Genomic DNA, 22663 nt, shown 5'->3' on the forward strand with positions numbered 1-22663 from the left:
CAGAGGGAGGGGCCGCGGTGAGCGCGGTGATACCGGAGGGTCGGGCGGACGAGGTGTTCCTGTTCCCGGCGTCGTCGGGCCAGCGCAGGCTGTGGCTGGTCGACCAGCTGCTGCCGGCGAGCCCGGTCTACAACATCGGCTGGCGGATCGGGGTCGACGGGCCGCTGGACCGGGGCGCGCTGGAGCGGTCGCTGAACCGCCTGGCAGCCCGGCACGAGGCGTTGCGCACCAGGTTCGCCGCCGAGGACGGCGTGCCGGTGCAGGTCGTGCCGCCCGCGCTGGTCGTGCCGCTGCGGCACGCGCCGGCCGGCGACGCCGACGCCGTCGAGGCCGCGGTGCGCGAGGAGGTGCGGCGGCCGTTCGCGCTGCACGACGGGCCGCTGCTGCGCGCCACCCTGGTCGGGGACGACGTGCTGGTGCTCGTGCTGCACCACGCGATCGCCGACGGGTGGTCGTGCGCGGTGCTGTTCGACGAGCTGGCGGCGCTCTACGCGGCCGAGGTGGGCGGCGCGCCCGCCGAGCTGCCCGAGCTGCCCGTGCAGTACCCGGACTACGCGGTGTGGCAGCGGGAGCAGGCCGACGGCGGCGCGTTCGCCGCCGACGCCGAGCACTGGCGGCGGGCGCTGGAGGGCGCGCCGACCGTGCTGGCGCTGCCCACCGACCGCGCGCGGCCCGCCGTGCCGACCGGCCGGGGCGCGGAGCTGCGGGTGGAGCTGGAGGTCGACGACGGGTCCTTCGCCCGGCTGCTGGCGGTGTTCCAGTGCGTGCTGCACCGGGTCACCGGGCAGGCGGACTTCCTGGTCGCCACGCCGGTCGCGGCCCGCACCCGGCCGGAGACCGAGGGCCTGGTCGGGTTCGTGGCCAACACGCTGCCGCTGCGCGCGACGTTCACGCCGGGCACCACGTTCGGCGAGGTCGTCGCGGCGGCCGAGGCGGCGACCGTGGCCGCGCTGGCGCACCAGGACCTGCCGTTCGAGCAGCTGGTCGACCTGGTCGCGCCGCAGCGGACCCTGGCGCACGCGCCGCTGGTGCAGGTGCTGTTCGCGGTCGAGCCGGCGCCGCCCGCGCGGCGGGCCGGACCCGTCACCCTCCGGCCGGAGGCGGTGCACAACGGCGGCGCGAAGTTCGACCTGTCGCTGACCGTCGAGCAGGCGGGCGAGCGGTGGTTCGCGCGCTGGCAGTACGACACCGAGCTGTTCGAGGCGGCGTCGGTCGAGGCCCTGCACGCGGTGTTCGCCGCCGCCGTGCGCGCCCGGCCCGCCGACCGGGTCGCCGAACTGGTCCTGACCAGCGGCGACTTCGGCGAGCACGCCGTCGAGGTGCCCGCGGGGACGGCGGCCGGGCTGGTGCTGTCCGCGCTCGCGGAGGACCCGGGCGCGGTCGCGATCGAGGACGTGGTGCCGGTGGAGGGCGCGGCGGCCGGCGGGACGGCGATCGGGGACGTGGCGGCCGGCGAGGGCGCGTTGACCCGCGGCGAGCTGGACCGGGCCGCGAACCGGCTGGCCCACGCGCTGCTGGCGGCGGGCGTCGAACCGGATCAACCGGTGGCGCTGTGCCTGGACCGGGGACCGGCCATGGTGGTCGGGATCCTGGCCGCCTGGAAGGCGGGCGCGGGCTACCTGCCGCTGGACCCGTCGTGGCCCGCCGCGCGGCTCACCGCGATGGCGGAGGGCTCCGGGGTGACCGTGCTGGTCACCGACGGCGCGGCGCGCGCGGACACCGGGCCGCTGCCCGGTCCGTGGACCGAGGTCGACCTGGACACCGCCGACCTGGCGTCCCTCCCGGACACGCCGGTCGCGGTGCCGCAGCACCCCGGCAGCCTGGCCTACGTCATCCACACCTCCGGCTCCACCGGCAAGCCCAAGGGCGTGCGGTGCACCCAGGGCGGCCTGGCCGCGCTGCTGCGCGCCATGGTCGAGCTGACCGGGCTGGGCCCGCGGGACCGGCTCGCGTCCATCACCACGCCCGCGTTCGACGTGTCCACGGTCGAGATGCTCGCGCCGCTGATCTCCGGCGCGACGCTGGTCGTGCTGCCCGCCGACGACGTGGCCGACGGCGCGCTGCTGCGCGAGCGGATCGCCGAGTCGCGGGCGACCGTGGTGCAGGGCGGCCCGGCGAGCTGGCGCATGGTCGTGGCCGCGGGCGGCGTGCCCGCGCACGTGCGGCTGCGGATCAGCGGCGGCGAGGCGATGACGCGCGACCTCGCCGACGACCTCCAGCACGACGGCGCGGTGCTCATCGACGGCTACGGGCCCACCGAGACCACCGTGTACTCGGCGGCGGGCGTCGTGGCGCACGCGCCGGACCCGGTGCGGCTGGGCCCCGCGGTCGAGGGCACCTCGCTGCACGTGCTGGACCCGCTGATGCGGCCGGTGCCGCCGGGCGTCATCGGCGAGCTGCACATCGGCGGCGCGGGCGTGGCGCGCGGCTACCACGGCCTGCCCGCGCAGACCGCCGACCGGTTCCGGCCCGACCCGTTCGGCGCCACCCCCGGCGGGCGGCTGTACGCCTCCGGCGACCTGGTCCGGCGGCACGCCGACGGGCGGCTGGAGTTCCTGGGCCGCGCCGACCGGCAGCTCAAGATCCGCGGCTACCGCATCGAGCCCGGCGAGGTCGAGGCGGTGCTGCGGGCGCACGAGGACGTGGCCCAGGCCGTCGTGGTGGCGTGGTCCGCGCACGCGGCGGACGTGCGGCTGGTCGCCTACGCGGTGCCCGCCGACCCGGCGCTGCCGGAGGACGAGCTGCGCCGCCGCGTGCGCCCGCACCTGGCCGCGAACCTGCCCGAGTACATGCTCCCGGCCACCGTCGTGGTGCTCGACGCGCTGCCGCGCACCGGCACCGGCAAGATCGACCGGGACGCGCTGCCCGACCCGGTGTGGGCCACCGAGGACGTCGAGCGGGTCGAACCGCGCGACGACACCGAGCGGCGCATGGCGCAGATCTGGCGCGAGGTGCTGTCGATGCCCGCGGACGCGCCGCTGGGCGTGCACGACAACTTCTTCGCCCTGGGCGGCCACTCGCTGACCGCCACCCAGATGCTCGCCCGGGTCCGCGCCGCGTTCGACGCGGACCTGCCGCTGGCCACGCTGTTCGCCGCGCCCACCATCGCCGAGCTGTGCGGCGGCCTCAGCGGCGCGCGCACCGCGGTGCGCGGCCCCGTGCCGCTGATCGACCAGCTCGACGACCTGTCCGACGACGAGATCGACCGCCTGCTCGGCGCGCTCGACGACGACCTCTCCGACGACGGGGGCCTGGTATGAGCGGGCACGCGCTCGTCGTCGGCGCGGGCCTGGCCGGCTCGCTCACGGCCGTCTACCTGGCGCGGCGCGGGTACCCGGTCCGGGTGCTGGAGCGGCGCGGCGACCCGCGCGCGCCCGGCGTCCGGGAGGAGGGTCGCTCGATCAACCTGGGCCTGTCGCAGCGCGGGATCGTGGCGCTGCGGGAGGTCGGCCTGCTGGAGCGGCTGGCGCCGGTCACCGTGCCGATGCGCGGTCGCGTCGTGCACCTGCCCGACGGGTTGCGCTTCCAGCCCTACGGCCTGGCCGAGGACCAGATCCTGCACTCCGTGCTGCGGCACGACCTCAACGTGGCGCTGGTCGACGAGGCCGAGCGGCTCGGCGTGGAGTTCTGCTGGGGCCACCGGGTCACCGCCGTGGACCGGGCCAAGCCCGCGGTCACGGCCATCGGGCCGGACGGCGAGGAGGTGCACACCGCGGACCTGGTGGTCGGCGCGGACGGCGCGTTCTCCGCCGTTCGCGCCCACCTGGGCCGCGGCCTGCGCGTGGACCTGCACCAGGAGTTCCTGGAGTGGGGCTACAAGGAGCTGCTGATCCCGGTCGGCGACGACGGGCGGCCGCGCACCGAGCTGCGCGCGCTGCACGTGTGGCCCGGCGACGACGGCCTGATCGTGGCGCACCCCAACGCGGACGGCTCGCTGACCGCGACGGTGTTCCTGCCGTTCGCGGGCGACAACGGGTTCGCCGGGCTCACCGAGCCCGCGAAGGTGCGCGAGTTCTTCGCCCGCCGCTTCCCCGACACGCTCACCCTGATCCCCGACGTGGTGGAGCAGTTCCTCGACCACGAGGCGGCGAGCCTGGTGACCGTGCGCACCTCGCCGTGGCACACCGCCACCGAGGACGGCCGCGGCGTGGTGCTGATCGGGGACGCGGCGCACGCGGTCTACCCGTTCTTCGGGCAGGGCATGAACGCCGCGTTCGAGGACTGCTCGGTCCTCGACCGGTGCCTGGGCGAGCGCCCGCACGACCTGCCGCGCGCGCTGGCCGCCTTCGAGGCGGCCCGCAGGCCGCACACCGACGTGCTCGCGGAGCTGTCCAAGCGCAACTTCGTCGAGCTGCGCGACAAGCTGCGCTCACCGCTGTTCCTGGTCCGCAAGAAGGCGGACCTGGCGCTGCACCGGCTGTTCCCCGACGCGTGGGTGCCGCTCTACACGCTCATCGCGCACACCACCGTCCCCTACGGCGAGGCGCTGGACCGGGCCCGGCGACAGGACCGCCTGCTCGGCGGGGCCGCCGCCGCGCTCACCGGCGCGGCGCTGGCGGGGCTGATCCGACGTACCCGCGGCAGGAGGCGGGCGAGCTGATGCTGATCCACCCGACGCACCAGGCCCACCCCCTGGTGGAGCCGGCGGACCTCGCCGCGCCGACCCTGCCCCTGGAGGTCGCGGCGCACGAGGCCCTGCTGCGCACCGTGTTCCGCTGGGCGAACGACTACCTGTGCGGCCCGCACCCCGACCTGGGCAGGCGGGGCGCGGTGTGCCCGTTCACCGACACCTCGCTCCAGCGGGGCCTGTTCTTCCTGTCGGTGCACCCCGGCACGCCCCGCCACCCGGACGAGCTGGCCGAGCTGCTGCTGCACTACCGCGACTGGTTCACCGACCTGGAGCCCAGGACCGGGCCCACCGCCCAGTTCAAGACGATCCTGGTGCTGTTCCCGGACCTGGTCGAGTTCGACGTGGTCGACCAGGTCCAGCAGGCGCTCAAGCCCGACTACACCCGGGACGGGCTGATGCTGGGCGAGTTCCACCCCGGCCCGCCGGAGAAGGCGGGCCTGTGGAACCCGGCGTTCCGGCCGCTGCACAGCCCGGTGCCGCTGCTGGCGATCCGGCACATGGTGCCGACGGACTTCCCGTTCCTGCGCGACGACGACAGCACCGTCGCCGCCTACCTCCAGCGGTTCGGCGACCGCGTGCCCGCCCACCTGCGCGAGCACGTGCGCGCCGCGGCCGCCCGACTCACCCAAGTCCGGGAGCTGACATGAGCACCGATCCCGGGGCGTCGGCCCGCAAGCGGGAGCTGCTGGCGCGGCGGCTGCGCGCGCGGGCCGCCGCGCCGACCGCCTACCCGCTGTCGTTCGGGCAGCAGCGGCTGTGGTTCCTGGACAAGTTCTCCCCCGGCAGCGCGGTCTACAACGTGCCGATCGGGCTGAGGCTGCGCGGGGCGCTCGACACCGCGGCGCTCCAGCGGGCGCTGGACTTCCTGGTGAACCGGCACGCCGCGCTGCGCACCGCGTTCCCCGACTCGGGCGGGGAGCCCGTGCAGCTGGTCTCGCCCACCGGCTCCGCCGCCCTGGCGGTGCACGAGGTCCCCGTCGCCGGAGGGGACCGGGACGCCGCGGCCAAGCGGTTCGCCGACGACCGCGCCGCCGTCGGCTTCGACCTGCGCCGGGGACCGCTGTTCACGGCGAGCCTCGGCAGGCTCGCCGACGACGACCACGTGCTGGTGCTGGCGCTGCACCACATCATCTCCGACGCGTGGTCGCTGTCGGTGCTGCTCGGCGAGCTGGGCACGGCCTACGACGCGGCGCTGCTCGGCGAGGAGCCCGACCTGCCGCCGCTGCGGCTCCAGTACCAGGACTTCGCGGTGTGGCAGCGCGACCAGGTGGCGGGCGACGCGACCGCCGGGCACCTGGAGCACTGGGCCCGGCACCTGGCCGGCGCGCCGGAGCTGCTGACCCTGCCCACCGACCGGCCCCGGCCCGTCGAGGTCGACCACCGGGGCGCGCTGCACGAGGCGTGGGTCGAGGCGGACGACCTCGCCGCGCTGGAGCGGCTGGCCCGCGAGCACGGCGCCACGCTGTTCATGGTGCTGCTGGCCGGGTTCGCGGCCCGGCTGGGCAGGCTGGCCGGGCAGGACGAGGTGGTGGTCGGCACGCCGGTCGCCGGCCGCTCGCACCCGGACCTGGAGCACCTGGTCGGGTTCTTCGTCAACACGCTGGCGCTGCGCGCGCACGTGGGCGGCGACCCGACGTTCTCCGAGCTGCTGGCGCGGGTCCGCGACGTCACCGTGAACGGCCTGGCGCACGCCGACCTGCCGTTCGAGCGGCTGGTGGAGCACCTGCGCCCGCGCCGCAGCACCGGCCACTCCCCCGTCTACCAGGCCCAGCTGATCCTCACCAACACCCCGCCGCTGACCCTGTCGATGTCCGGTCTCGACGTGCGGTCGCTGGTGCCCGACGCGGGGGTGTCGAAGTTCGACCTCACGCTGGCCGCCGACCGGCAGGGCGACGCGCTCGGCCTGGGCGTGGAGTACCGGACCGACCTGTTCGACGCGTCCACGATCACCGCGTTCACCGACCGGCTCGTGGCGCTGCTGGCCGCGGCGGCGCGGGACCCCGGCAAGCGGATCAGCGAGCTGGACGCGCTCACCGGCGTGCAGCGCTGGCAGGTGCTGGAGGGCCGCAACGCCACCGACCTGCCGCTGCCGCCGGCCGCCACCGCGCTCGACCTGATCGCCGGCGACGGGACCGCGGTGTCCGGTGTCGACGGCCGGCCGGGCCACCCAGAGCTGGACCACCCGGAGCTGAGCTACGCCGAGCTGGACGAGCGGGCCCGGCGGTACGCGGCCCTGCTGCGGGCGCACGGCGTGGTCCGGGGCTCGGTGGTGGCGCTGTGCCTGCCCCGCACCCCCGACCTGGTGGCCGCCGTGCTCGGCGTGTGGCGGGCGGGCGCGGCGTACGTGCCGCTGGACCCGGACTGGCCCGCGGACCGGTTGGCGCTGATGCTCGCCGACTCGGGCGCGGCGGTGCTGGTCGCCGACGGCGACCGGCGTCCGGCGTTCGGCGGGACCGCGCTGCGCCCGGCCGACGCCGACGCCCACGAACCCGACGACGCGCCGTGCCCGGCGTCCGGCGAGGACCTGGCCTACGTGATCTACACGTCCGGTTCGACCGGCACGCCGAAGGGCGTGGAGGTGCCGCACCGGGCGGTGGTGAACCTGCTGGTGTCGTTCCAGGACCTGTTCGAGCTGTCCCCGGTCGACCGGCTGGCGGCGGTGACCACGCTGTCGTTCGACATCTCCGTGCTGGAGCTGCTGCTGCCGCTCACCGCGGGCGCGGAGGTGCTGGTCGTGCCCTCCGGGGTCGCGGCCGACGGCGCGGCGCTGCGGCGGCTGCTGGTCGAGCGGGACGTCACCGCGCTCCAGGCCACCCCGGCGACGTGGCGGCTGCTGCTCGCGGCGGGCGGCGTGCCCGCCGGGGTGGCGACGCGGGTCTGCGGCGGCGAGGCGCTGCCCCGCGACCTGGCCGACGACCTGCTCACCGACGACGCGCTGCTGTGGAACGCCTACGGGCCCACGGAGACCACGGTGTGGTCGTCGGCCGGCCTGGTCGAGCCCTCGCCCGCGCCGGTGGCGCTCGGACCGCCGATCGGCAACACCCGCCTGTACGTGCTGGGCCCGGGGCTGGAGCCGGTGCCGCCGGGCGTGGTCGGCGAGCTGCACATCGGTGGCGCGGGCGTGGCTCGCGGCTACCACGACCGGCCCGGCCTGACCGCGGCGCGGTTCGTGCCCGACCCGTTCGGCCCCACGCCCGGCGCGCGGCTGTACGCGACCGGCGACCTGGTGCGGCACCGGTCCGACGGCTCCCTGGAGTTCCTGGGCCGCGCCGACCACCAGGTGAAGGTGCGGGGGTTCCGCATCGAGCTGGGCGAGGTCGAGGCGGCGCTGCTGGCCACCGGCGAGGTGCGCGAGGCGGTGGTGCGGGCCGTCGACGAGCGCCTGGTCGCCTACGTCGTGCCCGCCGGGGGCGCGGCGGGCGGGCTGTGGCCCCGGCTGCGCGCGCGGCTGGCCGAGCGGCTGCCCGACTACATGCTGCCCGCCACCGCGGTGGTGCTGGACGCGTTCCCGCTGACGCCCAACGGCAAGACCGACCGCACCGCGCTGCCCCCGCCCACGTGGGCCGCGGAAGGCGAGCGGGTCGCGCCGCGCGACGACGTGGAACGGGTGCTGGCGGACATCTGGGTCGAGGTGCTCGGCGTGCCCGAGGTGGGCGTGCACGACGACTTCTTCGCGCTCGGCGGCCACTCGCTGCTGGCCGCGAAGGCGCTGGCCCGCGTGCACGGCGCGTTCTCGGTGGCCGTGCCGATCGGCCGGATGTTCGCCGCGCCGACCGTGGCCGGTGTCGCCGCGGCGCTCGCGGCGCTGGAGGACGTGCCGGGCCGGGTGGCCGCGGTCGCGGAGCTGCGGGTGCGACTGGCCGGCATGTCCGCCGAGGAGGTCGAGGCGATGCTCGGGGAGGCCGCGCGATGACGAAGCCCACGGGAACCCGTCCGGTGGGGGGCGCCGCCGGCCTGCGGCGGTTCTCCCTGGTCTGGGGCGGCCAGTTGGTGTCGGTGATCGGCTCCGCGCTGACCGCGTTCGTGCTCGGCGTGTGGGTCTACACCGGCACCGGGTCGGTGACCCAGTTCGTGCTGATCCAGTTCTGCGCGGTGGTGCCGGGCATCCTGCTCGCGCCCTACGCGGGCGTGGTCGCCGACCGGTACGACCGGCGGCGCGTCATGCTCCTCGCCGACACCGGCGGCGGCGTGGTGACCGCGCTGCTGCTGGTCGCCACGTCCACGGGCGGGCTGTCCGTGTGGCAGGTGTACGTCGCCACCGCGCTGACCGCCACCCTGAACACCTTCCACGTCATCGCCTACACGGCGCTGGTGCCCGCCCTGGTGCCCAAGGAGCACCTGGGCCGGGTCAACGGGCTGATGCAGATCACGCAGGGCGTGCAGATCGCCGCGCCGCTGGTCGCCGGCGCGCTGCTGGCCCTGGTGGGGCTGCGGGGCGTGCTGCTGGTCGACGTGGTGTCGATGGCGGTCGCGGTCGGCGCGCTGCTGGTGGCGCGCCTGCCGGAGGAGGCCGTGCGGCCGGCCGGCGCGACCGGCGGCGAGCGCGAGGGCGTCGGCGCGGGCCTGGCCTGGCTGCGCGGCGCGCCCGGGTTGTTCGCGCTGTGCGCGGTGTTCGGGGTGTGGAACTTCCTGTTCGCCATCGCGGGCGGGCTGGTGCAGCCGCTGATCCTGTCCTTCTCCAGCCCCTCGACCCTGGGCGTGCTGATGGCCGCCGGCGGCAGCGGGCTGTTCGTCGGCGGCCTGGTGATGGGCGTGTGGGGCGGGCCGAAGCGCCGGGTCCTGGGCGTCTACCTCGGGTTGGCCCTGGGCGGGGTGTTCCTGGTGCTGCACTCGCTGGCGCCCTCGCCGTGGCTGATCGGGCTGGCCGCGCCCGCGTTCCTGTTCACCCTGCCCTTGATGAACACCTGCTGCGTGACGCTGCTCCAGACCAAGGTGGACCCGGCCGTGCTCGGCCGGGTGCTGGCCGTGGTCCGGGTGCTGAGCACCGCCGCGATGCCCGTGGCGTTCCTGCTGATCGGCCCGCTGACCGACGGCGTGGCCGAACCGCTGATGGCGGCCGACGGCGCGCTGGCGTCGAGCGTCGGCGCGCTGATCGGCACCGGCGAGGGCCGCGGCATCGCCCTGATCTTCCTGGTCGTCGGCGCGCTGATGCTCGTCCTGGCCGCCTGGGCCTGGACGCGGCCCCGGCTGCGCGCCGTCGACGACCTGCCCGACGCGGTGGCCGACGAGGTCCCCACGCCTGAGAGGACCACCCCGTGACCGAGATCTCCGACCACCGCGAACGACTGCTGGCCAAGCTGCTGGCCGAACGCGGGCTGGCGCCCGTCGAACGCCCCGGGGTGCCCCGGCGGCCGGGTGGCGCGGTGGTGCCGCTGACCGGCAACCAGCGCGGCCTGTGGCTGACCGGGCGGCTGGGCCTGGACGCGGGCGCGTACGTCATGTTCGCCACCCTGCGCGTGGCGGGCGAGCTGGACGAGGCGCGGCTGCGCGCGGCCGTGCGGGCCGTGATGGCGCGGCACGAGGCGCTGCGCACCCGGGTCGTGGACACCGACGGCGTCCCGGAGCAGCAGGTGCTCGACGAGGCGCCCGAGGACGTGGCGTTCTCGTCGGTGTCGGACGAGGAGGAGCTGCGCGCGTTCCTGGTGGCCGAGGTGGACACCCCGTTCGACCTGGCCACCGCGCCGCTGCTGCGGGTGCGGGCGGTGCGGATCGCGCCGGGCGGGGAGACCCCGCGCACCGCGCTGGTGTTCAGCGCGCACCACATCATCTGCGACGACCTGTCGCTGGGCGTGGTGGCGGGCGAGGTCGGCCGGGTCTACGAGGGCGCCGAGCCGGGTCCGGCCGCGGCGCAGTTCCCCGACTACGCCCACTGGCAGGCCGACCGGCTGGCCGACGGCGAGCGGCAGCGGCAGCTGGACCACTGGCACGACCGGCTCGCGGGCGCGCCCGACGTGCTGGACCTGGCCCTGGACCGGCCGCGCACGCCGAACCGCACGGTCGTGGGCGGCAGCCACCGGTTCACCGTCCCGGCCGCGCTGGCCGGGAAGCTCGCCGAGCTGACCCGCGCGCACGGCTGCACCACCTTCGCCGGGCTGCTGGCCGCGTTCGGGGTGCTGCTGTCGCGGCGGTCGGGCGCGGACGACGTGGTGATCGGGTCGCCGACGACGCACCGGCCGTTCCCCGAGCTGGAGCGGTCGGTGGGCATGTTCGTCACCACCACCGCGCTGCGGCTCGACCTGTCCGGCGACCCGACCGCGGTCGACCTGCTCGGCCGGGCCCGCGCGGTGGCGGTCGACGCGCTCGACCACGCCGAGGTGAGCTTCGACGAGGTCGCCGCCAGGGTGGCGCCGCGCCGCGACCTGGCGCACCACCCGCTGTTCCAGGTGATGCTGGTGCTCAACCGGGGCGGCGAGGGCGACCGGTGGGCCGGGCTGCCCGCCGCGCCGCTGCCGGTCGACCGGGGCACCAGCCGCTTCGACCTGACCCTGCACGTCCGGGAGACCGACGGCGACTGGCCCGCGAACCTGGACTACAGCGCGGACCTGTTCGACCCCGACACCGTCGCGCGGATGGCCGACCACCTGCTGGCCGTGCTCGCCGCGCTGGTCGGGCGCCCGACCGCCCGGCTGTCCGAACTGGACACCACGACCGCCGCCGACCGGGCGGCCGCGGCCGCGGTGAACGGCGAACCGGGCGACGGCCTCGACCCCGCGCTGTCGCTGCGCCACCCGCACGTGCTGCGCCGCATCGCCGAGCAGGTCGCGGCCAACCCGGGCGCCACCGCGGTGCTCGACCTGGCCGACGGCTCGGCGCTGACGTTCGCGCAGCTCGACCGGCGGGCCAACCGGGTCGCGCACGTGCTCGCCGAGTGGGGCGTCGGCCCGGAGACGCCGGTGGGACTGGCGCTCAAGGCCGGGCCCGACGCGCTGGTGGCGCTGCTGGCCGTGCTCAAGGCGGGCGGCGCGTACGTGCCGCTCGACCCGGCGCACCCGCCCGCCCGGCTCGCCGGGCTGCTCGCGGACTGCGGCGCGCCCGTGGTGATCACCGCGCCGGGCAGCCGGGACCGGTTCGGCGGGTTCCGCGGCGCGCTGCTGGACACCTCCGACGAGGCGTTCACCGGCGAGGCCGACGAGCCGCCCGCGGTGTCACCCGCCGACGACGGCCTGGCCTACGTGGTCTACACGTCCGGCTCGACCGGCGTGCCCAAGGGCGTGCAGGTGCAGCACGACACGCTGGCCAACCTGACCGGCGCGTTCATCGACCTGCACGGGTTCGCGGCCGGGCAGCGGGTGCTGATGGTGCCGCCGCTGAGCTTCGACGCGTCGGTGGGCGACGTGTTCCCGGCGTGGTGCGCGGGCGCGGCGGTCGCGGTGCACCCGGAACCGGCCTCGATCAGCGGCCCCGACCTGCTCAAGCTGTGCGCCGACCACGGCATCACCGCCGTGGACACCGCGGCCGCGCTGTTCAAGCGGTGGGTGGCCGACCTGGAGGGGCTGGCCGTCGACCCCGGACCGCTGTCGCTGGTGATGTTCGGCGGCGAGGCGGTGCCGACCTCGACCGCCGCCGAGTGGGCCGCGCTGACCGGCGGGAAGGTCAGGCTGGTCAACCACTACGGGCCGACCGAGACCACGGTGTGCGCCACCGCGTTCGCCACCGTCGACGGGTCGGAGGTGGACCCGCGGGCGACGACGCTGCCGATCGGTCGGCCGCTGCCCTCGGTGCGGGCCTACGTGCTGGACGCCGACCTGCGGCCCGCGCCGGTCGGCGTGCCCGGCCAGCTGCACGTCGGCGGCCTCGCGCCCGCTCGGGGCTACCGGGGCGACCCGGCGCGCACCGCCGCGGCGTACCTGCCCGACCCGACCGTGGTGGGCGGGCGCATGTACCGGACCGGCGACCTGGTGCGGCTGCTGCCCGACGGGACCCTGGAGTTCCTTGGCCGGGTGGACGAGCAGGTCAAGCTGCGCGGCCACCGGATCGAACCGGGTGAGGTGCGGGCGGCCCTGCTGGCGCACCCCGGCGTCGCCGAGGCGGCCGTGGCGGTGCGCGGCGACGTGCTGGTGGCCTACGTGGTGCCGCGGTCCGGCGAGGGCGCGCCGGAGCTGGACGACCTGCGGGCGTTCTGCGCGGAGCGGTTGCCCGACTCGATGCTGCCGGGCGCGCGCGTCGAGCTGGACGAGCTGCCGCTGACCAGGCACGGCAAGGTCGACCTCGCCGCACTGCCCGACCCGGACCCGACCGCGCGCAGCACCCCGTACGAGCCGCCGCGCACGCCGGTGGAGCGGACGCTGGCCGAGATCTGGTCGGAGGTGCTGGAGGCGCCGCTGGTCGGGCGGCGGGACAGCTTCTTCGGCCTGGGCGGGCACTCGCTGATCGCCGCCGCGGTGCTGGCGAAGGTGCGGGCCCTGCTGGGCGTGACGGTGCCGCTGCGCGCCCTGTTCGCCACCGCGGACCTCGCCGAGCTGGCCGAGGTGGTGGAGCAGGCCGCCGCGTCCGACCACACGTTCGCCAAGCGCTACAAGTCCGGGCTGCCGACCGTGCCGGAGATGCGGCTCGACGCGGTGCCGCCGGACGACGTCGCGCCGCACCACCCGCTGCGGCAGGGACCGCCGGAGCGGGTGCTGCTGACCGGCGCGACCGGGTTCCTCGGCGCGCACCTGCTCCACGAGGTGCTGGAGCGCACCGACGCCGAGGTGCACTGCCTGGTGCGGGCCGAGACGGAGGCGGTGGCGCTGGCCCGCGTCCGCGCCAACCTGCGCCGCGCGCACCTGGACGTGCCCGAGGAGCGGCTGGCCCGGGTGGTGCCGGTGGTCGGCGACATGTCCAAGCCGATGCTGGGCCTGCCGGAGAAGGAGTTCGACCGGCTCGCCGAGGGCATGGACGCCATCTACCACAACGGCGCGGTCATGAACTTCGTGCTCACCTACCAGTGGATGATGCCGCCGCACGTGGGCAGCACGGTCGACGTGCTGCGGCTGGCCACCCGGTACGCCACCAAGCCGCTGCACCTGATGTCCACGCTGGGCGTGTTCCTCGGCTCGAACTACGACCGGCAGCCCGTCAGCGAGGCCGACCGGCCCGAGGACCCGACCGGCCTGGACACCGGCTACCACACCACCAAGTGGGTGGCGGACATGATGGGCGTGCTCGCGCGCGACCGGGGCGTGCCGGTGTCCATCCACCGGATCGCGGCCATCGTGGGCGACGTGCGCACCGGCACCGCGAAGACCGAGTCGTACCTGAGCCGCCAGATCTCCACCTGCGCGCACGCGGGCGCGGTGCCGCGCAGCCCGGACGTGATCGACATGCTGCCGGTGGACCGGCTGGCCGCGGCCATCGCGGGCATCTCGACCCGGCCCGAGCAGCACGGGCGGGACTTCCACTACTACCGCTCGGACGGGCTCACCTACCCCGACCTCGGCGAGGTGCTGACCGCCCGCGGCTACCCGACGCGGACCCTGGAGTACGCGGACTGGCGGGCGCTGATGCTGGAGAGCCCGGACAGCGCGTTCGGGCCGCTGGCGTTCGGCCTGACCACCACGCACCGGGCGCACCCGGTGTTCGACTGCTCGGCCACCTGGGCGGCCGCCCGCGAGTGCGGGGTGGAGTTCCCGCCGGCCGACGCCGAGATGATCGCCCGCCACGTCGACTACCTCGCCTCGGCGGGGGTCATGCCGGAGAGGACCTGACCGTGCCGCTGCACCTGCCACCGGACGACGGGCCACCGTCGTTCCACGACCTGCTCGCCACCGCCGGGTACCGCGCCCTGTCGGCCGGGCTGCGGCTGGGCGTGTTCGACGCCCTCGCCGACGGACCGCGCCCCGCCGGGGAACTGGCGGCGGCGCTGGGGACGGACCCGCGCGGCACGGCGCTGCTGTGCGAGGCGCTGGTCTCGTTCGACTACCTCGCGCACGGCCCGGACGGCTACGCCAACTCCGCCGCGACCGCCGCGTGGCTGGTCGGCGACGGGTACGCGAACGTGCAGAAGTTCTGGTCCGTCGTGCTGTTCGAGTCGTGGGCCGACCTGGAGGAGTCGGTGCGCACCGGCAAGCCCGCGCTCGACTTCTACGCGTGGCTGGCCGAGCGGCCGGACGTGCTGCGGCGGTTCCAGGGGATGCTGTCGGGGCACGCGGACGCGATCGCGCCCGAGGTGGTCTCGGTGGTGCCGGTGGGCGACTCGCTGCTCGACCTCGGCGGCGGGCACGCCAAGCACGCGATCCGGTTGTGCCTGGCGCACCCGGGGCTGCGCGCGACGGTGGTCGACCTGCCGGACGCGCTGGCCGTGGGCGCGGGCGCGGTGACCGACGCGGGGCTGTGCGACCGGATCACGTTGCGGCCGGGCGACTACGACGTGCTGGACCTGGGTTCGGGCTTCGACACCGCGCTGCTGTTCAACGTCGTCCACGGCCGGACTGCGGCGGCGAACGAGGCGTTGCTGGCGCGGGTGGCGGCGGCGCTGCGGCCGGGCGGGTCGGTGGTGCTGCTGGAGCACGACGAGCACCCGCCCGACCGCGCGTCCGACGCCTTCGCCCGGGTGTTCAGCCTCAACCTGTTCCACGGGCAGGGCGGGCAGGTGTACCCGGCGGAGGAGATCGCCTCGTGGCTGGCGGCGGCCGGGTTCGACGAGCCGTCCCGGCACCCGCTGGAGTCGTCGCCCGGTCAGTCGTTGGTGGTGGCGCGCCTGGCTTAGCGGAGCGGGAGGTCACCTCGGCGGGGGCCGTCGACGGCGGGACGGACCGGTCTCATCCGTTCGGCGCAACGGCCCCCGCCGTGCGAGGGTGGGCGGCATGACTGCTGCCTCCGCCCTTTCGAGGCTGTCCTGGACGGCCGCGGTGCCGTTGCTGGGCCTGGTGACGCTGGCGCTGACCTGGGGTCGCGACCTGGGCCCCGTGCTCGTCGCGATCGCGGCCCTGGTGCTCGCCGGGACGGTGCTGGCCGCGGTGCACCACGCCGAGGTGATCGCGTTGCGCGTGGGCGAGCCGTACGGGTCGCTGGTGCTGGCGGTCGCGGTCACGGTGATCGAGGTCGCCCTGATCGTGACGCTGATGATCTCCGGCGGTCCCGAGTCCGCGACCCTGGCGCGGGACACCGTGTTCGCCGCTGTGATGATCACCACGAACGGCATCATCGGCCTGTCGCTGTTGCTGGGCGCGCTGCGGTACGGGGTGACGCTGTTCAACTCCGAGGGCAGCGGCTCGGCGCTGGCGACGGTGGCCACGCTCGCCACGCTGAGCCTGGTGTTCCCGACGTTCACCACCAGCCAGCCCGGACCCGAGTTCTCCACCCCGCAGCTCGCCTTCGCCGCGCTGGCGTCGTTGGCGCTGTACGGGATGTTCGTGCTGAACCAGACGGTGCGCCACCGCGACTTCTTCCTGCCCCTCGACCCGGAGGGCGAGGTGGTGGAGACCGACGAGCACGCGCCGCAGCCGAGCAAGCGGGAGACGGTGGTCAGCCTGGCGCTGCTGCTCGTGTCGCTGGTCGCGGTGGTGGGGCTGGCGAAGGTCGAGTCGCCCGCGATCGAGGCGGCGGTCCGGGCGGCCGGGTTCCCGCACTCCTTCGTGGGCGTGGTGATCGCGCTGCTGGTGCTGCTGCCCGAGACCATCGCCGCGGGCCGGGCGGCGCTGCGGGGGCGCATCCAGACCAGCCTGAACCTGGGCTTCGGGTCGGCGATGGCCAGCATCGGCCTGACCATCCCCGTCATCGCGGTCGCCTCGGTGTGGCTGGAGGGGCCGCTGGTGCTCGGCCTCGGCGCCACGCAGATGGTGCTGTTCGCGATCACCGTGGTGGTGAGCGTGCTGACGGTCGTGCCCGGCCGCGCCACCCGGCTCCAAGGCGGGGTGCACCTGGTGCTGCTGGCGGCGTTCCTGTTCCTGGCCACCAACCCGTAGCGGGGGTCAGCCCCCGAACGGGTTGGCCTCCCGGAGCTTCCCGAGGAGCGGTTCGAGCAGGTCGAGCACGACCGTTCGGAACGAGGGCACGAGGATGAACATCGCCACGGCCAGCGCCACGATCAGCCCCAGGCTGCCGCCGGACTTGGACTTGGACGCCATGCACGCTCCTCGGACGGGGGTGGACCCGTCCGAGGTTAGCCGCGTTCGGCGACCGGGCGCCGGGGGGCGTCCGCTCGGCGTCGACGCCCCGCGCGCCCGACCAGCAGCCCGAGCAGCACCACCCAGGCGGCGAAGGCCAGGGACGTCGCGCTCGGCGTGGTGAGGTCCAGCAGCAGTCCCGCGGCGGCGGCGCCGACCGGGGTCGCCGCCCAGATCAGCAGGCTGAACGCGGTGCCGACGCGGCCCAGCAGGTGGTTCGGCGTCACCTCCAGCTGGTGGCTGAGCGCCGCCACGCCGAAGCACGGCATGGAGACGGTGAACAGGGCCAGCACCACGCCCACCGCGACCAGCGAGTCGACGAGCGCCAGCGCCGCCCACAGCACGGCGTGCAGCCACACCACGCCCAGCAGCAGGCCGTTCAGGCCGAGGCGGTCCTTCAGCGCCGGCGCGACCAGCGCGCCCACCACTCCCCCGGCGCCCAGGGCGGCGAACAGCCCGCCGACCGCGGCCGGCGACGCGTCGCCGGCCGAGACGATCGCGACCAGCGAGATGCCGGAGATGGCCACCTGGAGCCCGGCGGCGGTCAGCGCGATCGAGCGCAGCGTCCGGTGCCCCCACAGCCACCGGACGCCCTCGGCCACCTCGGCGCGCAGCGACCGCCTTTCCGCGGGTTCGGGCCGCAGGTCCGCGCGCACCGACGCGAAGCACAGCGCGGACACCAGGAACGACACCGCGTCCACCAGGAACGGCACCCCGCGCCCCAGCTGGAGCAGCGCACCGCCGACCGGGCCGGCCACCACGCCGGTCGCGGCCTGCGCGGTCTCGGTGGCGGACACGGCGGACGTCAACCGGTCCTCGTCGACCACGGAGGGCAGCACCGCGTTCTCCGCCGCCGAGAAGAACACGTGCAGCACGCCGCCGACCAGGCCGGTGACGACCAGGTGCGCGGGTGTCAGCTCGCCCAGCCACAGCGCCGCGGGCACGGTGGCCACGTTCACCGCCCGACCGAGGTCGCACAGCACCATGGTCCGCTTGCGGTCCCACCGGTCGACCAGCGCGCCCGCGGGCAAGCCGAGCACCAGGTACGGCGCCGCGCGCACGGCCGCCAGCGCGCCCGCGGCGGCCGGTGAGCCGGTCAGCGCGAGCATGACCAGCGGGTAGGCGAGCTGGGAGACGCCGTTGCCGAGCGAGGACGCGGTCTGCCCCAACCAGACCAGGCGGAAGTCGCGGCTCACTTGAACCGCTCCCACGCCGACTGCCTGCTCATGCCCAGCGCCTCGCCGACCCGCGCCCAGGTGACGCCGCGCTCGCGCAGGTCGAGCACGCGCGCCCGCAGGCCGCCCTCGACCTGGTCGGCGGTGGCGGCGATGCGCGGCAGGTGGGCCAGCAGCTCCTCGTCGGTCATGTCGGCCCACTCGGGCACGCTCGCTCGTGACGTGCCGTCGTCGTTGTCGAGGATCGACACGCAGGCGGCCACGCAGCCGTCGCAGATGTAGATCCCCGGCCCGCTGATGATCTTCCGCACCTCGGCGGCGGCCTTGCCGCAGAACGAGCAGCCCATGGCTCTCCTCGAAGTTGTCAGGCAATGCCTGACAACTTAGCAGCCGATCGGCGAGGACCGCGGGGCCGGCGTTGCGGGGATGTGCACACCGCCCGGACCCGGGCCCCTCGGGTTCACCTCTTGTCACGAAGCACCCGCCATGGCCGCCGTGGCAGCGTTCCACCCGTTGGATCCCCCACCGCGGACCGGGACCGGCACGTCCGGGACCCGGCCGCTCCCGCCCCAGGAGGAACGATGATCAGGGTGCTGCTCCGACGCGTCGGCACGACGCTGGCCGCGACCGCCTTCGCCGCGGCCTCGGTCGCGGTGGGCGCGTCCGCCGCCGACGCCCGCCCGGGTGACCGGGTCGACACCACCGGGCAGGGCGTGGGCGCCGCGAGCCTGCACCGGTCCTGGGCGTGCGACATCCCGTCCGGCTACGCCTACTCGTCCGTGCGGATCAACACGAGGTGCGCCTGGCGCTACGAGTACTACCTGCTCGACGCGGTGAACTACAACCTCACCGGCACGTACGCGTGCAGCATCCCGTCCGGCTACACCTACACGGCCTCGCGGCTGGGCAACAACTGCTCGACCTCGGGTTCCAGCTACGAGTACCGGCTCGCCAAGGTCTGATGCGCCGCCGGGGGCGCCGCGCCCGGAACGCGGGCTGATCACCGAACGCCATCGAAGCGCTCACGGACCTTCCGGTTCGTCCGGTTCCCGGGGGAAGATGCGCTCCCCGCCGCGACGACCCGAGAGACCCAGGTGATCGCCATGGATTCCGCCCTCACGACGGTGGGCCTCCCCGTCGCGCTCGCCGTGGTCATGTTCGGGCTCGGGCTGTCGCTGACGGTCGCCGACTTCGCCCGGATCGCGCGGGAGCCGCGGGCGGTGGCGGCGGCGTTGGCCACGCAGCTGGTGCTGCTGCCCGCGGTGTGCTTCGGGCTGGTGGTGGCGCTGGGGCTGGACCCGGTGCTCGCGGTCGGCATGATGCTGCTCGCCGCCTCGCCCGGCGGCACCACGGCGAACCTGTTCAGCCACCTGTTCCGCGGCGACGTGGCGCTCAACATCACCCTGACCGCGGTGAACTCGGTGCTGGCCGTGGTCACGCTGCCGCTGGTGGTGAACTTCGCCCTGGACCACTTCCGGCCGGTGGGCGAGGGCGCGGTCGGCCTGGAGTTCGGCAAGGTGGCCCAGGTGTTCGCGGTGGTGCTCATCCCGGTGGCGCTGGGGATGCTGGTGCGCCACCGGGCGTCCGCGTTCGCCGACCGGGCCGACCGGCCGGTGCGGATCTTCTCGGCGGTGGTGCTGGTGGCCGTGATCGCGGGCGCGATCCTCGCCGAGCGGGAGAACGTGGGCGCCTACCTGGCCGACGTCGGCCTCGTGACGGTGCTGTTCTGCGCGTGCAGCCTGGCGGTGGGCTACGCCGTGCCGCGCCTGGCCCGGGTCGGGCGGCGGCAGGCGATCGCGTCCGCGTTCGAGGTGGGCGTGCACAACAGCACGCTGGCGATCACGGTGGCGGTGAGCGTGCTGGGCAGCGAGGCGCTGGCGGTGCCGGCGGCGGTGTACGGCATCGTGATGTTCCCGCTGGCCGCGGCGGCCGGGTACCTCATCACCCGGACGGACGCCCCCCGAAATGCCGTCCCGAACCCCTAAAAAGGCGGTTCCAGCAGCGCTTTCGCACTACTGTCCCGGCACTCTCGCTGCGCCGTTCAGGTGAGATACGTCGGGACTCCGAAGCGGAAAAAGCGAGACAGAGCGTGAGCTAACCCTCTCATGTCACCCTTTCGTGCTCACTTGAAAGTGTCACGAAGGGAACAAAGTTCACTATGCGTCTCCTCCGCCGTAGACGTCCTTCCCCTCGAACCAGACGCTGGACCGCCGCGACCGCCGCCTCGCTCATCGTGACGGCCACCGTGGTGGCGCTCCCGCCCGCCGCCGGCGCGGCCGTGCCGGCCGGCTTCACCGACAGCCTCGCCATCGGCGGCCTCTCCTCGCCCACCGCGGTCTCCTTCGCGCCGGACGGCCGGGTGTTCATCGCCGAGAAGAGCGGCCTGATCAAGGTCTACGACTCGCTCGCCGACACCACCGCCACCACGTTCGCCGACCTGCGCCCGCAGACCCAGGACTTCTGGGACCGCGGCCTGCTCGGCATGGCCGTGGACCCGCAGTTCCCCGCGCGCCCGTTCGTCTACGTCGCCTACACCTACGACGCCGTGCCCGGCGGCACCCACCCGCGCTGGGGCGACCAGTGCCCGACCCCGCCCGGCGCCACCGACCAGGGCTGCGTGGTCACCGGCCGCGTCTCCAAGCTGACCGCGGGGCCCACCGGCACCATGACCGCCGAGCAGCCGCTGGTCACCGACTGGTGCCAGCAGTACCCCAGCCACTCCATCGGCACGGTCGCGTTCGGCCCCGACGGCGGCCTCTACGTCGGCGGCGGCGACGGCGCGAGCTTCAACTTCACCGACTACGGCCAGGTCGGCAACCCGTGCGCCGACCCGCCCGGCGCGGCGGGCGCCAACCTCACCGCGCCGACCGCGCGCGGCGGCGCGCTGCGCGCCCAGTCGATCCGCCGCCCGGCGGGCGAGCCGGTGTCCCTCGACGGCTCCATCGTGCGCATCGACCCCGACACCGGCGCGGGCCTGCCCGGCAACCCGTTCGCGGGCCACGCCGACGCCAACGCCAAGCGCATCATCGCCCACGGCATGCGCAACGAGTTCCGCTTCGGGTTCCGGCCCGGCACCGAGGAGCTGTGGGTGGGCGACGTCGGCTGGAACACGTGGGAGGAGATCAACCGCATCCCCGACGTGAACGACGCGACGGCGGAGAACTTCGGCTGGCCCTGCTACGAGGGCTCGGCCCGCCAGGGCGGCTACGACGGCGCCAACCTCGACCTGTGCGAGTCGCTCTACAGCGGCGCCGGGCAGACCACGCCCTACTACGCGTACAACCACTCCGCCAAGGTCGTCTCGACCGACCCGTGCCCCACCGGCGGGTCCTCGATCTCCGGCATCGCGTTCGAGTCCACCAGCAACTACCCCGCCGCCTACGACGGCGCGCTGTTCTTCTCGGACAGCTCGCGCGGCTGCATCTGGGCGATGCAGACCACCAACGGCCAGCCCGACCCGGCCAAGCTGGTGCCGTTCGTGACCGGCGTGAACGTGCCCGTGCAGATCGCCACCGGCCCCGGCGGCGACCTGTTCTACATCGCCCTGGGCGCGGGCCAGCTGCGCCGCGTCACCTACTCCAGCGGCAACCAGGCGCCGACCGCCGTCGCCACGGCCACCCCGTCGTCCGGGGCCGCCCCGCTGACCGTCCAGTTCAGCGGCGCCGGCTCCACCGACCCGAACCCCGGCGACACCCTCGGCTACGCCTGGGACCTCGACGGCGACGGCCAGTACGACGACTCCACCTCCGCCACGCCCACCCACACCTACACCGCGCAGGCCACGATCAACGTCGGGCTGCGGGTGACCGACCAGGCCGGCGCGTTCGGCACCGACACCGTCGCGGTCACCGTCGGGACACCGGTCGCGCAGGACCCGGTGCCGGTGATCGACACCCCGACCGCGCCGCTGAACTGGGTGGTCGGGCAGCACGTGCCGTTCTCCGGGCACGCCACCGACCCCCAGGACGGCGCGCTGCCCGCGTCCGCGCTCAGCTGGCGGCTGATCCTGCACCACTGCTGGCCCGACGGCTCGTGCCACGAGCACGTCGTGCAGAACTGGTCCGGCACCGCCTCGGGCGCGTTCAACGCGCCCGACCACGAGTACCCGTCGCACCTGGTGCTCAGCCTGACCGCCACGGACTCGTCCGGGCGGGCGGTGACCACCACGAGGCAGCTCGACCCGCAGACGGTGAACCTGACGTTCGCCAGCAGCCCCAGCGGCTTGCAGCTCAGCGTGGGCGGCACGGCGCAGACCACGCCGTTCACCCGCACGGTGATCGTCGGGTCGAACAACTCCATCAGCGCGCCGAGCCCGCAGGGCAGCGCACTGGTCTTCCGGTACCGGTACTCCAACTGGTCCGACGGCGGCGCGCAGACGCACAACATCACCGCGCCCGCGACGGCGACCACCTACCAGGCGAACTACCAGCTCTGCCTGTGCTGAGGTGAGGCGACCGGCCGCGGGCGGGGACGCCCGCGGTCGGTCGCCGAGGCCGATCTTGCGATCTCCGCCGGGTTTGGCAGGATCTGGGGCGATGGAGCCCTCGGTGCTGCTCGTGGAGGACGACGCCCACATCAGGCAGGCCCTCGGTCTGGCCCTGGCCGACGAGGGCTTCGCCGTCGCGGACGCCGTCTCCGGCGAGGAGGCGCTGGAGCTGCTGGCCGACGCCGAGCCCGACGTGGTGCTGCTGGACCTGATGCTGCCCGGCGTGGACGGCCTGGAGGTCTGCCGCACCCTGCGCGCCCGCGGCGACCTGCCCATCATCATCGTC

General features: G+C 75.1%; 15 protein-coding genes. 12 read left to right on the forward strand and 3 right to left on the reverse strand.

Features of this window, described 5'->3' with window-relative positions; all coding sequences use genetic code 11:
• The first annotated feature begins 17 nt into the window (after positions 1-17).
• From ABD223_RS17230 to ABD223_RS17265, 8 genes are all read left to right on the forward strand, one after another.
• On the forward strand, positions 18-3260 hold the full coding sequence (locus ABD223_RS17230) for an amino acid adenylation domain-containing protein (RefSeq protein ID WP_344037253.1): 3243 nt from the start codon (positions 18-20) through the stop codon (positions 3258-3260).
• Positions 3257-4600, forward strand: coding sequence for an FAD-dependent oxidoreductase (locus tag ABD223_RS17235; RefSeq protein WP_344037254.1), 1344 nt, complete (start codon positions 3257-3259; stop codon positions 4598-4600). Before ABD223_RS17230 ends, ABD223_RS17235 begins: the two co-directional genes overlap by 4 nt.
• Positions 4600-5277, forward strand: coding sequence for a DUF6875 domain-containing protein (locus ABD223_RS17240; RefSeq protein WP_344037255.1), 678 nt, complete (start codon positions 4600-4602; stop codon positions 5275-5277). Before ABD223_RS17235 ends, ABD223_RS17240 begins: the two co-directional genes overlap by 1 nt.
• Positions 5274-8543 carry an amino acid adenylation domain-containing protein gene (locus ABD223_RS17245; protein ID WP_344037256.1) on the forward strand — a complete coding sequence of 1090 codons (3270 nt, stop codon included), beginning with the start codon at positions 5274-5276 and terminating at the stop codon, positions 8541-8543. The genes ABD223_RS17240 and ABD223_RS17245 overlap by 4 nt, the downstream gene beginning before the upstream one ends.
• Positions 8540-9889: an MFS transporter gene (locus ABD223_RS17250; protein ID WP_344037257.1), complete on the forward strand. Its 1350-nt coding sequence runs from the start codon at positions 8540-8542 to the stop codon at positions 9887-9889. Before ABD223_RS17245 ends, ABD223_RS17250 begins: the two co-directional genes overlap by 4 nt.
• Positions 9886-14316, forward strand: coding sequence for a non-ribosomal peptide synthetase family protein (locus tag ABD223_RS17255; RefSeq protein WP_344037258.1), 4431 nt, complete (start codon positions 9886-9888; stop codon positions 14314-14316). Before ABD223_RS17250 ends, ABD223_RS17255 begins: the two co-directional genes overlap by 4 nt.
• Positions 14317-14318: 2 nt before the next feature.
• Entirely contained in the window at positions 14319-15317 is a 999-nt protein-coding gene (locus ABD223_RS17260; protein ID WP_344037259.1) for a methyltransferase, read from the forward strand.
• A 97-nt stretch (positions 15318-15414) separates the two neighbouring features.
• Entirely contained in the window at positions 15415-16515 is a 1101-nt protein-coding gene (locus tag ABD223_RS17265; protein ID WP_344037260.1) for a calcium:cation antiporter, read from the forward strand.
• A 6-nt stretch (positions 16516-16521) separates the two neighbouring features.
• On the opposite strand, the gene ABD223_RS17270 is transcribed toward ABD223_RS17265, so the two are convergent.
• The 3 genes from ABD223_RS17270 to ABD223_RS17280 are packed head-to-tail and all read right to left on the reverse strand — an operon-like array spanning position 16522 to position 18238.
• The gene (locus ABD223_RS17270; protein WP_344037261.1) at positions 16522-16677 is read right to left on the reverse strand and encodes a hypothetical protein; all 156 of its coding nucleotides are present in this window, start codon (positions 16675-16677) and stop codon (positions 16522-16524) included.
• 35 nt (positions 16678-16712) lie between these two features.
• The gene (locus tag ABD223_RS17275; RefSeq protein WP_344037262.1) at positions 16713-17912 is read right to left on the reverse strand and encodes an MFS transporter; all 1200 of its coding nucleotides are present in this window, start codon (positions 17910-17912) and stop codon (positions 16713-16715) included.
• The gene (locus tag ABD223_RS17280; RefSeq protein ID WP_344037263.1) at positions 17909-18238 is read right to left on the reverse strand and encodes a ClpX C4-type zinc finger protein; all 330 of its coding nucleotides are present in this window, start codon (positions 18236-18238) and stop codon (positions 17909-17911) included. Before ABD223_RS17280 ends, ABD223_RS17275 begins: the two co-directional genes overlap by 4 nt.
• A gap of 234 nt (positions 18239-18472) precedes the next feature.
• Here ABD223_RS17280 and ABD223_RS17285 point away from each other — a divergent pair, with 234 nt between their 5' ends.
• The 4 genes from ABD223_RS17285 to ABD223_RS17300 form a co-directional block, all read left to right on the forward strand.
• On the forward strand, positions 18473-18853 hold the full coding sequence (locus tag ABD223_RS17285; protein ID WP_344037264.1) for a hypothetical protein: 381 nt from the start codon (positions 18473-18475) through the stop codon (positions 18851-18853).
• 141 nt (positions 18854-18994) lie between these two features.
• The gene (locus tag ABD223_RS17290) at positions 18995-19876 is read left to right on the forward strand and encodes a bile acid:sodium symporter family protein (protein WP_344037265.1); all 882 of its coding nucleotides are present in this window, start codon (positions 18995-18997) and stop codon (positions 19874-19876) included.
• A gap of 248 nt (positions 19877-20124) precedes the next feature.
• On the forward strand, positions 20125-22335 hold the full coding sequence (locus ABD223_RS17295; RefSeq protein WP_344037266.1) for a PQQ-dependent sugar dehydrogenase: 2211 nt from the start codon (positions 20125-20127) through the stop codon (positions 22333-22335).
• A gap of 91 nt (positions 22336-22426) precedes the next feature.
• Positions 22427-22663, forward strand: a 237-nt coding sequence (locus ABD223_RS17300) for a response regulator transcription factor (RefSeq protein ID WP_344037267.1), incomplete at its 3' end; no start/stop codon positions are given.

The sequence above is a fragment of the Saccharothrix xinjiangensis genome (genome assembly GCF_039527585.1).
Lineage (GTDB): Bacteria > Actinomycetota > Actinomycetes > Mycobacteriales > Pseudonocardiaceae > Actinosynnema > Actinosynnema xinjiangensis.

Excerpts from the sequence above, each read along its gene's own strand:
- ABD223_RS17235 (WP_344037254.1), top strand. The coding sequence starts at position 3,257 with ATGAGCGGGCACGCGCTCGTCGTCGGCGCGGGCCTGGCCGGCTCGCTC.
- ABD223_RS17240 (WP_344037255.1), top strand. The coding sequence starts at position 4,600 with ATGCTGATCCACCCGACGCACCAGGCCCACCCCCTGGTGGAGCCGGCG.
- ABD223_RS17245 (WP_344037256.1), top strand. The coding sequence starts at position 5,274 with ATGAGCACCGATCCCGGGGCGTCGGCCCGCAAGCGGGAGCTGCTGGCG.
- ABD223_RS17250 (WP_344037257.1), top strand. The coding sequence starts at position 8,540 with ATGACGAAGCCCACGGGAACCCGTCCGGTGGGGGGCGCCGCCGGCCTG.
- ABD223_RS17265 (WP_344037260.1), top strand. The coding sequence starts at position 15,415 with ATGACTGCTGCCTCCGCCCTTTCGAGGCTGTCCTGGACGGCCGCGGTG.
- ABD223_RS17270 (WP_344037261.1), bottom strand. The coding sequence starts at position 16,677 with ATGGCGTCCAAGTCCAAGTCCGGCGGCAGCCTGGGGCTGATCGTGGCG.
- ABD223_RS17280 (WP_344037263.1), bottom strand. The coding sequence starts at position 18,238 with ATGGGCTGCTCGTTCTGCGGCAAGGCCGCCGCCGAGGTGCGGAAGATC.
- ABD223_RS17285 (WP_344037264.1), top strand. The coding sequence starts at position 18,473 with ATGATCAGGGTGCTGCTCCGACGCGTCGGCACGACGCTGGCCGCGACC.
- ABD223_RS17290 (WP_344037265.1), top strand. The coding sequence starts at position 18,995 with ATGGATTCCGCCCTCACGACGGTGGGCCTCCCCGTCGCGCTCGCCGTG.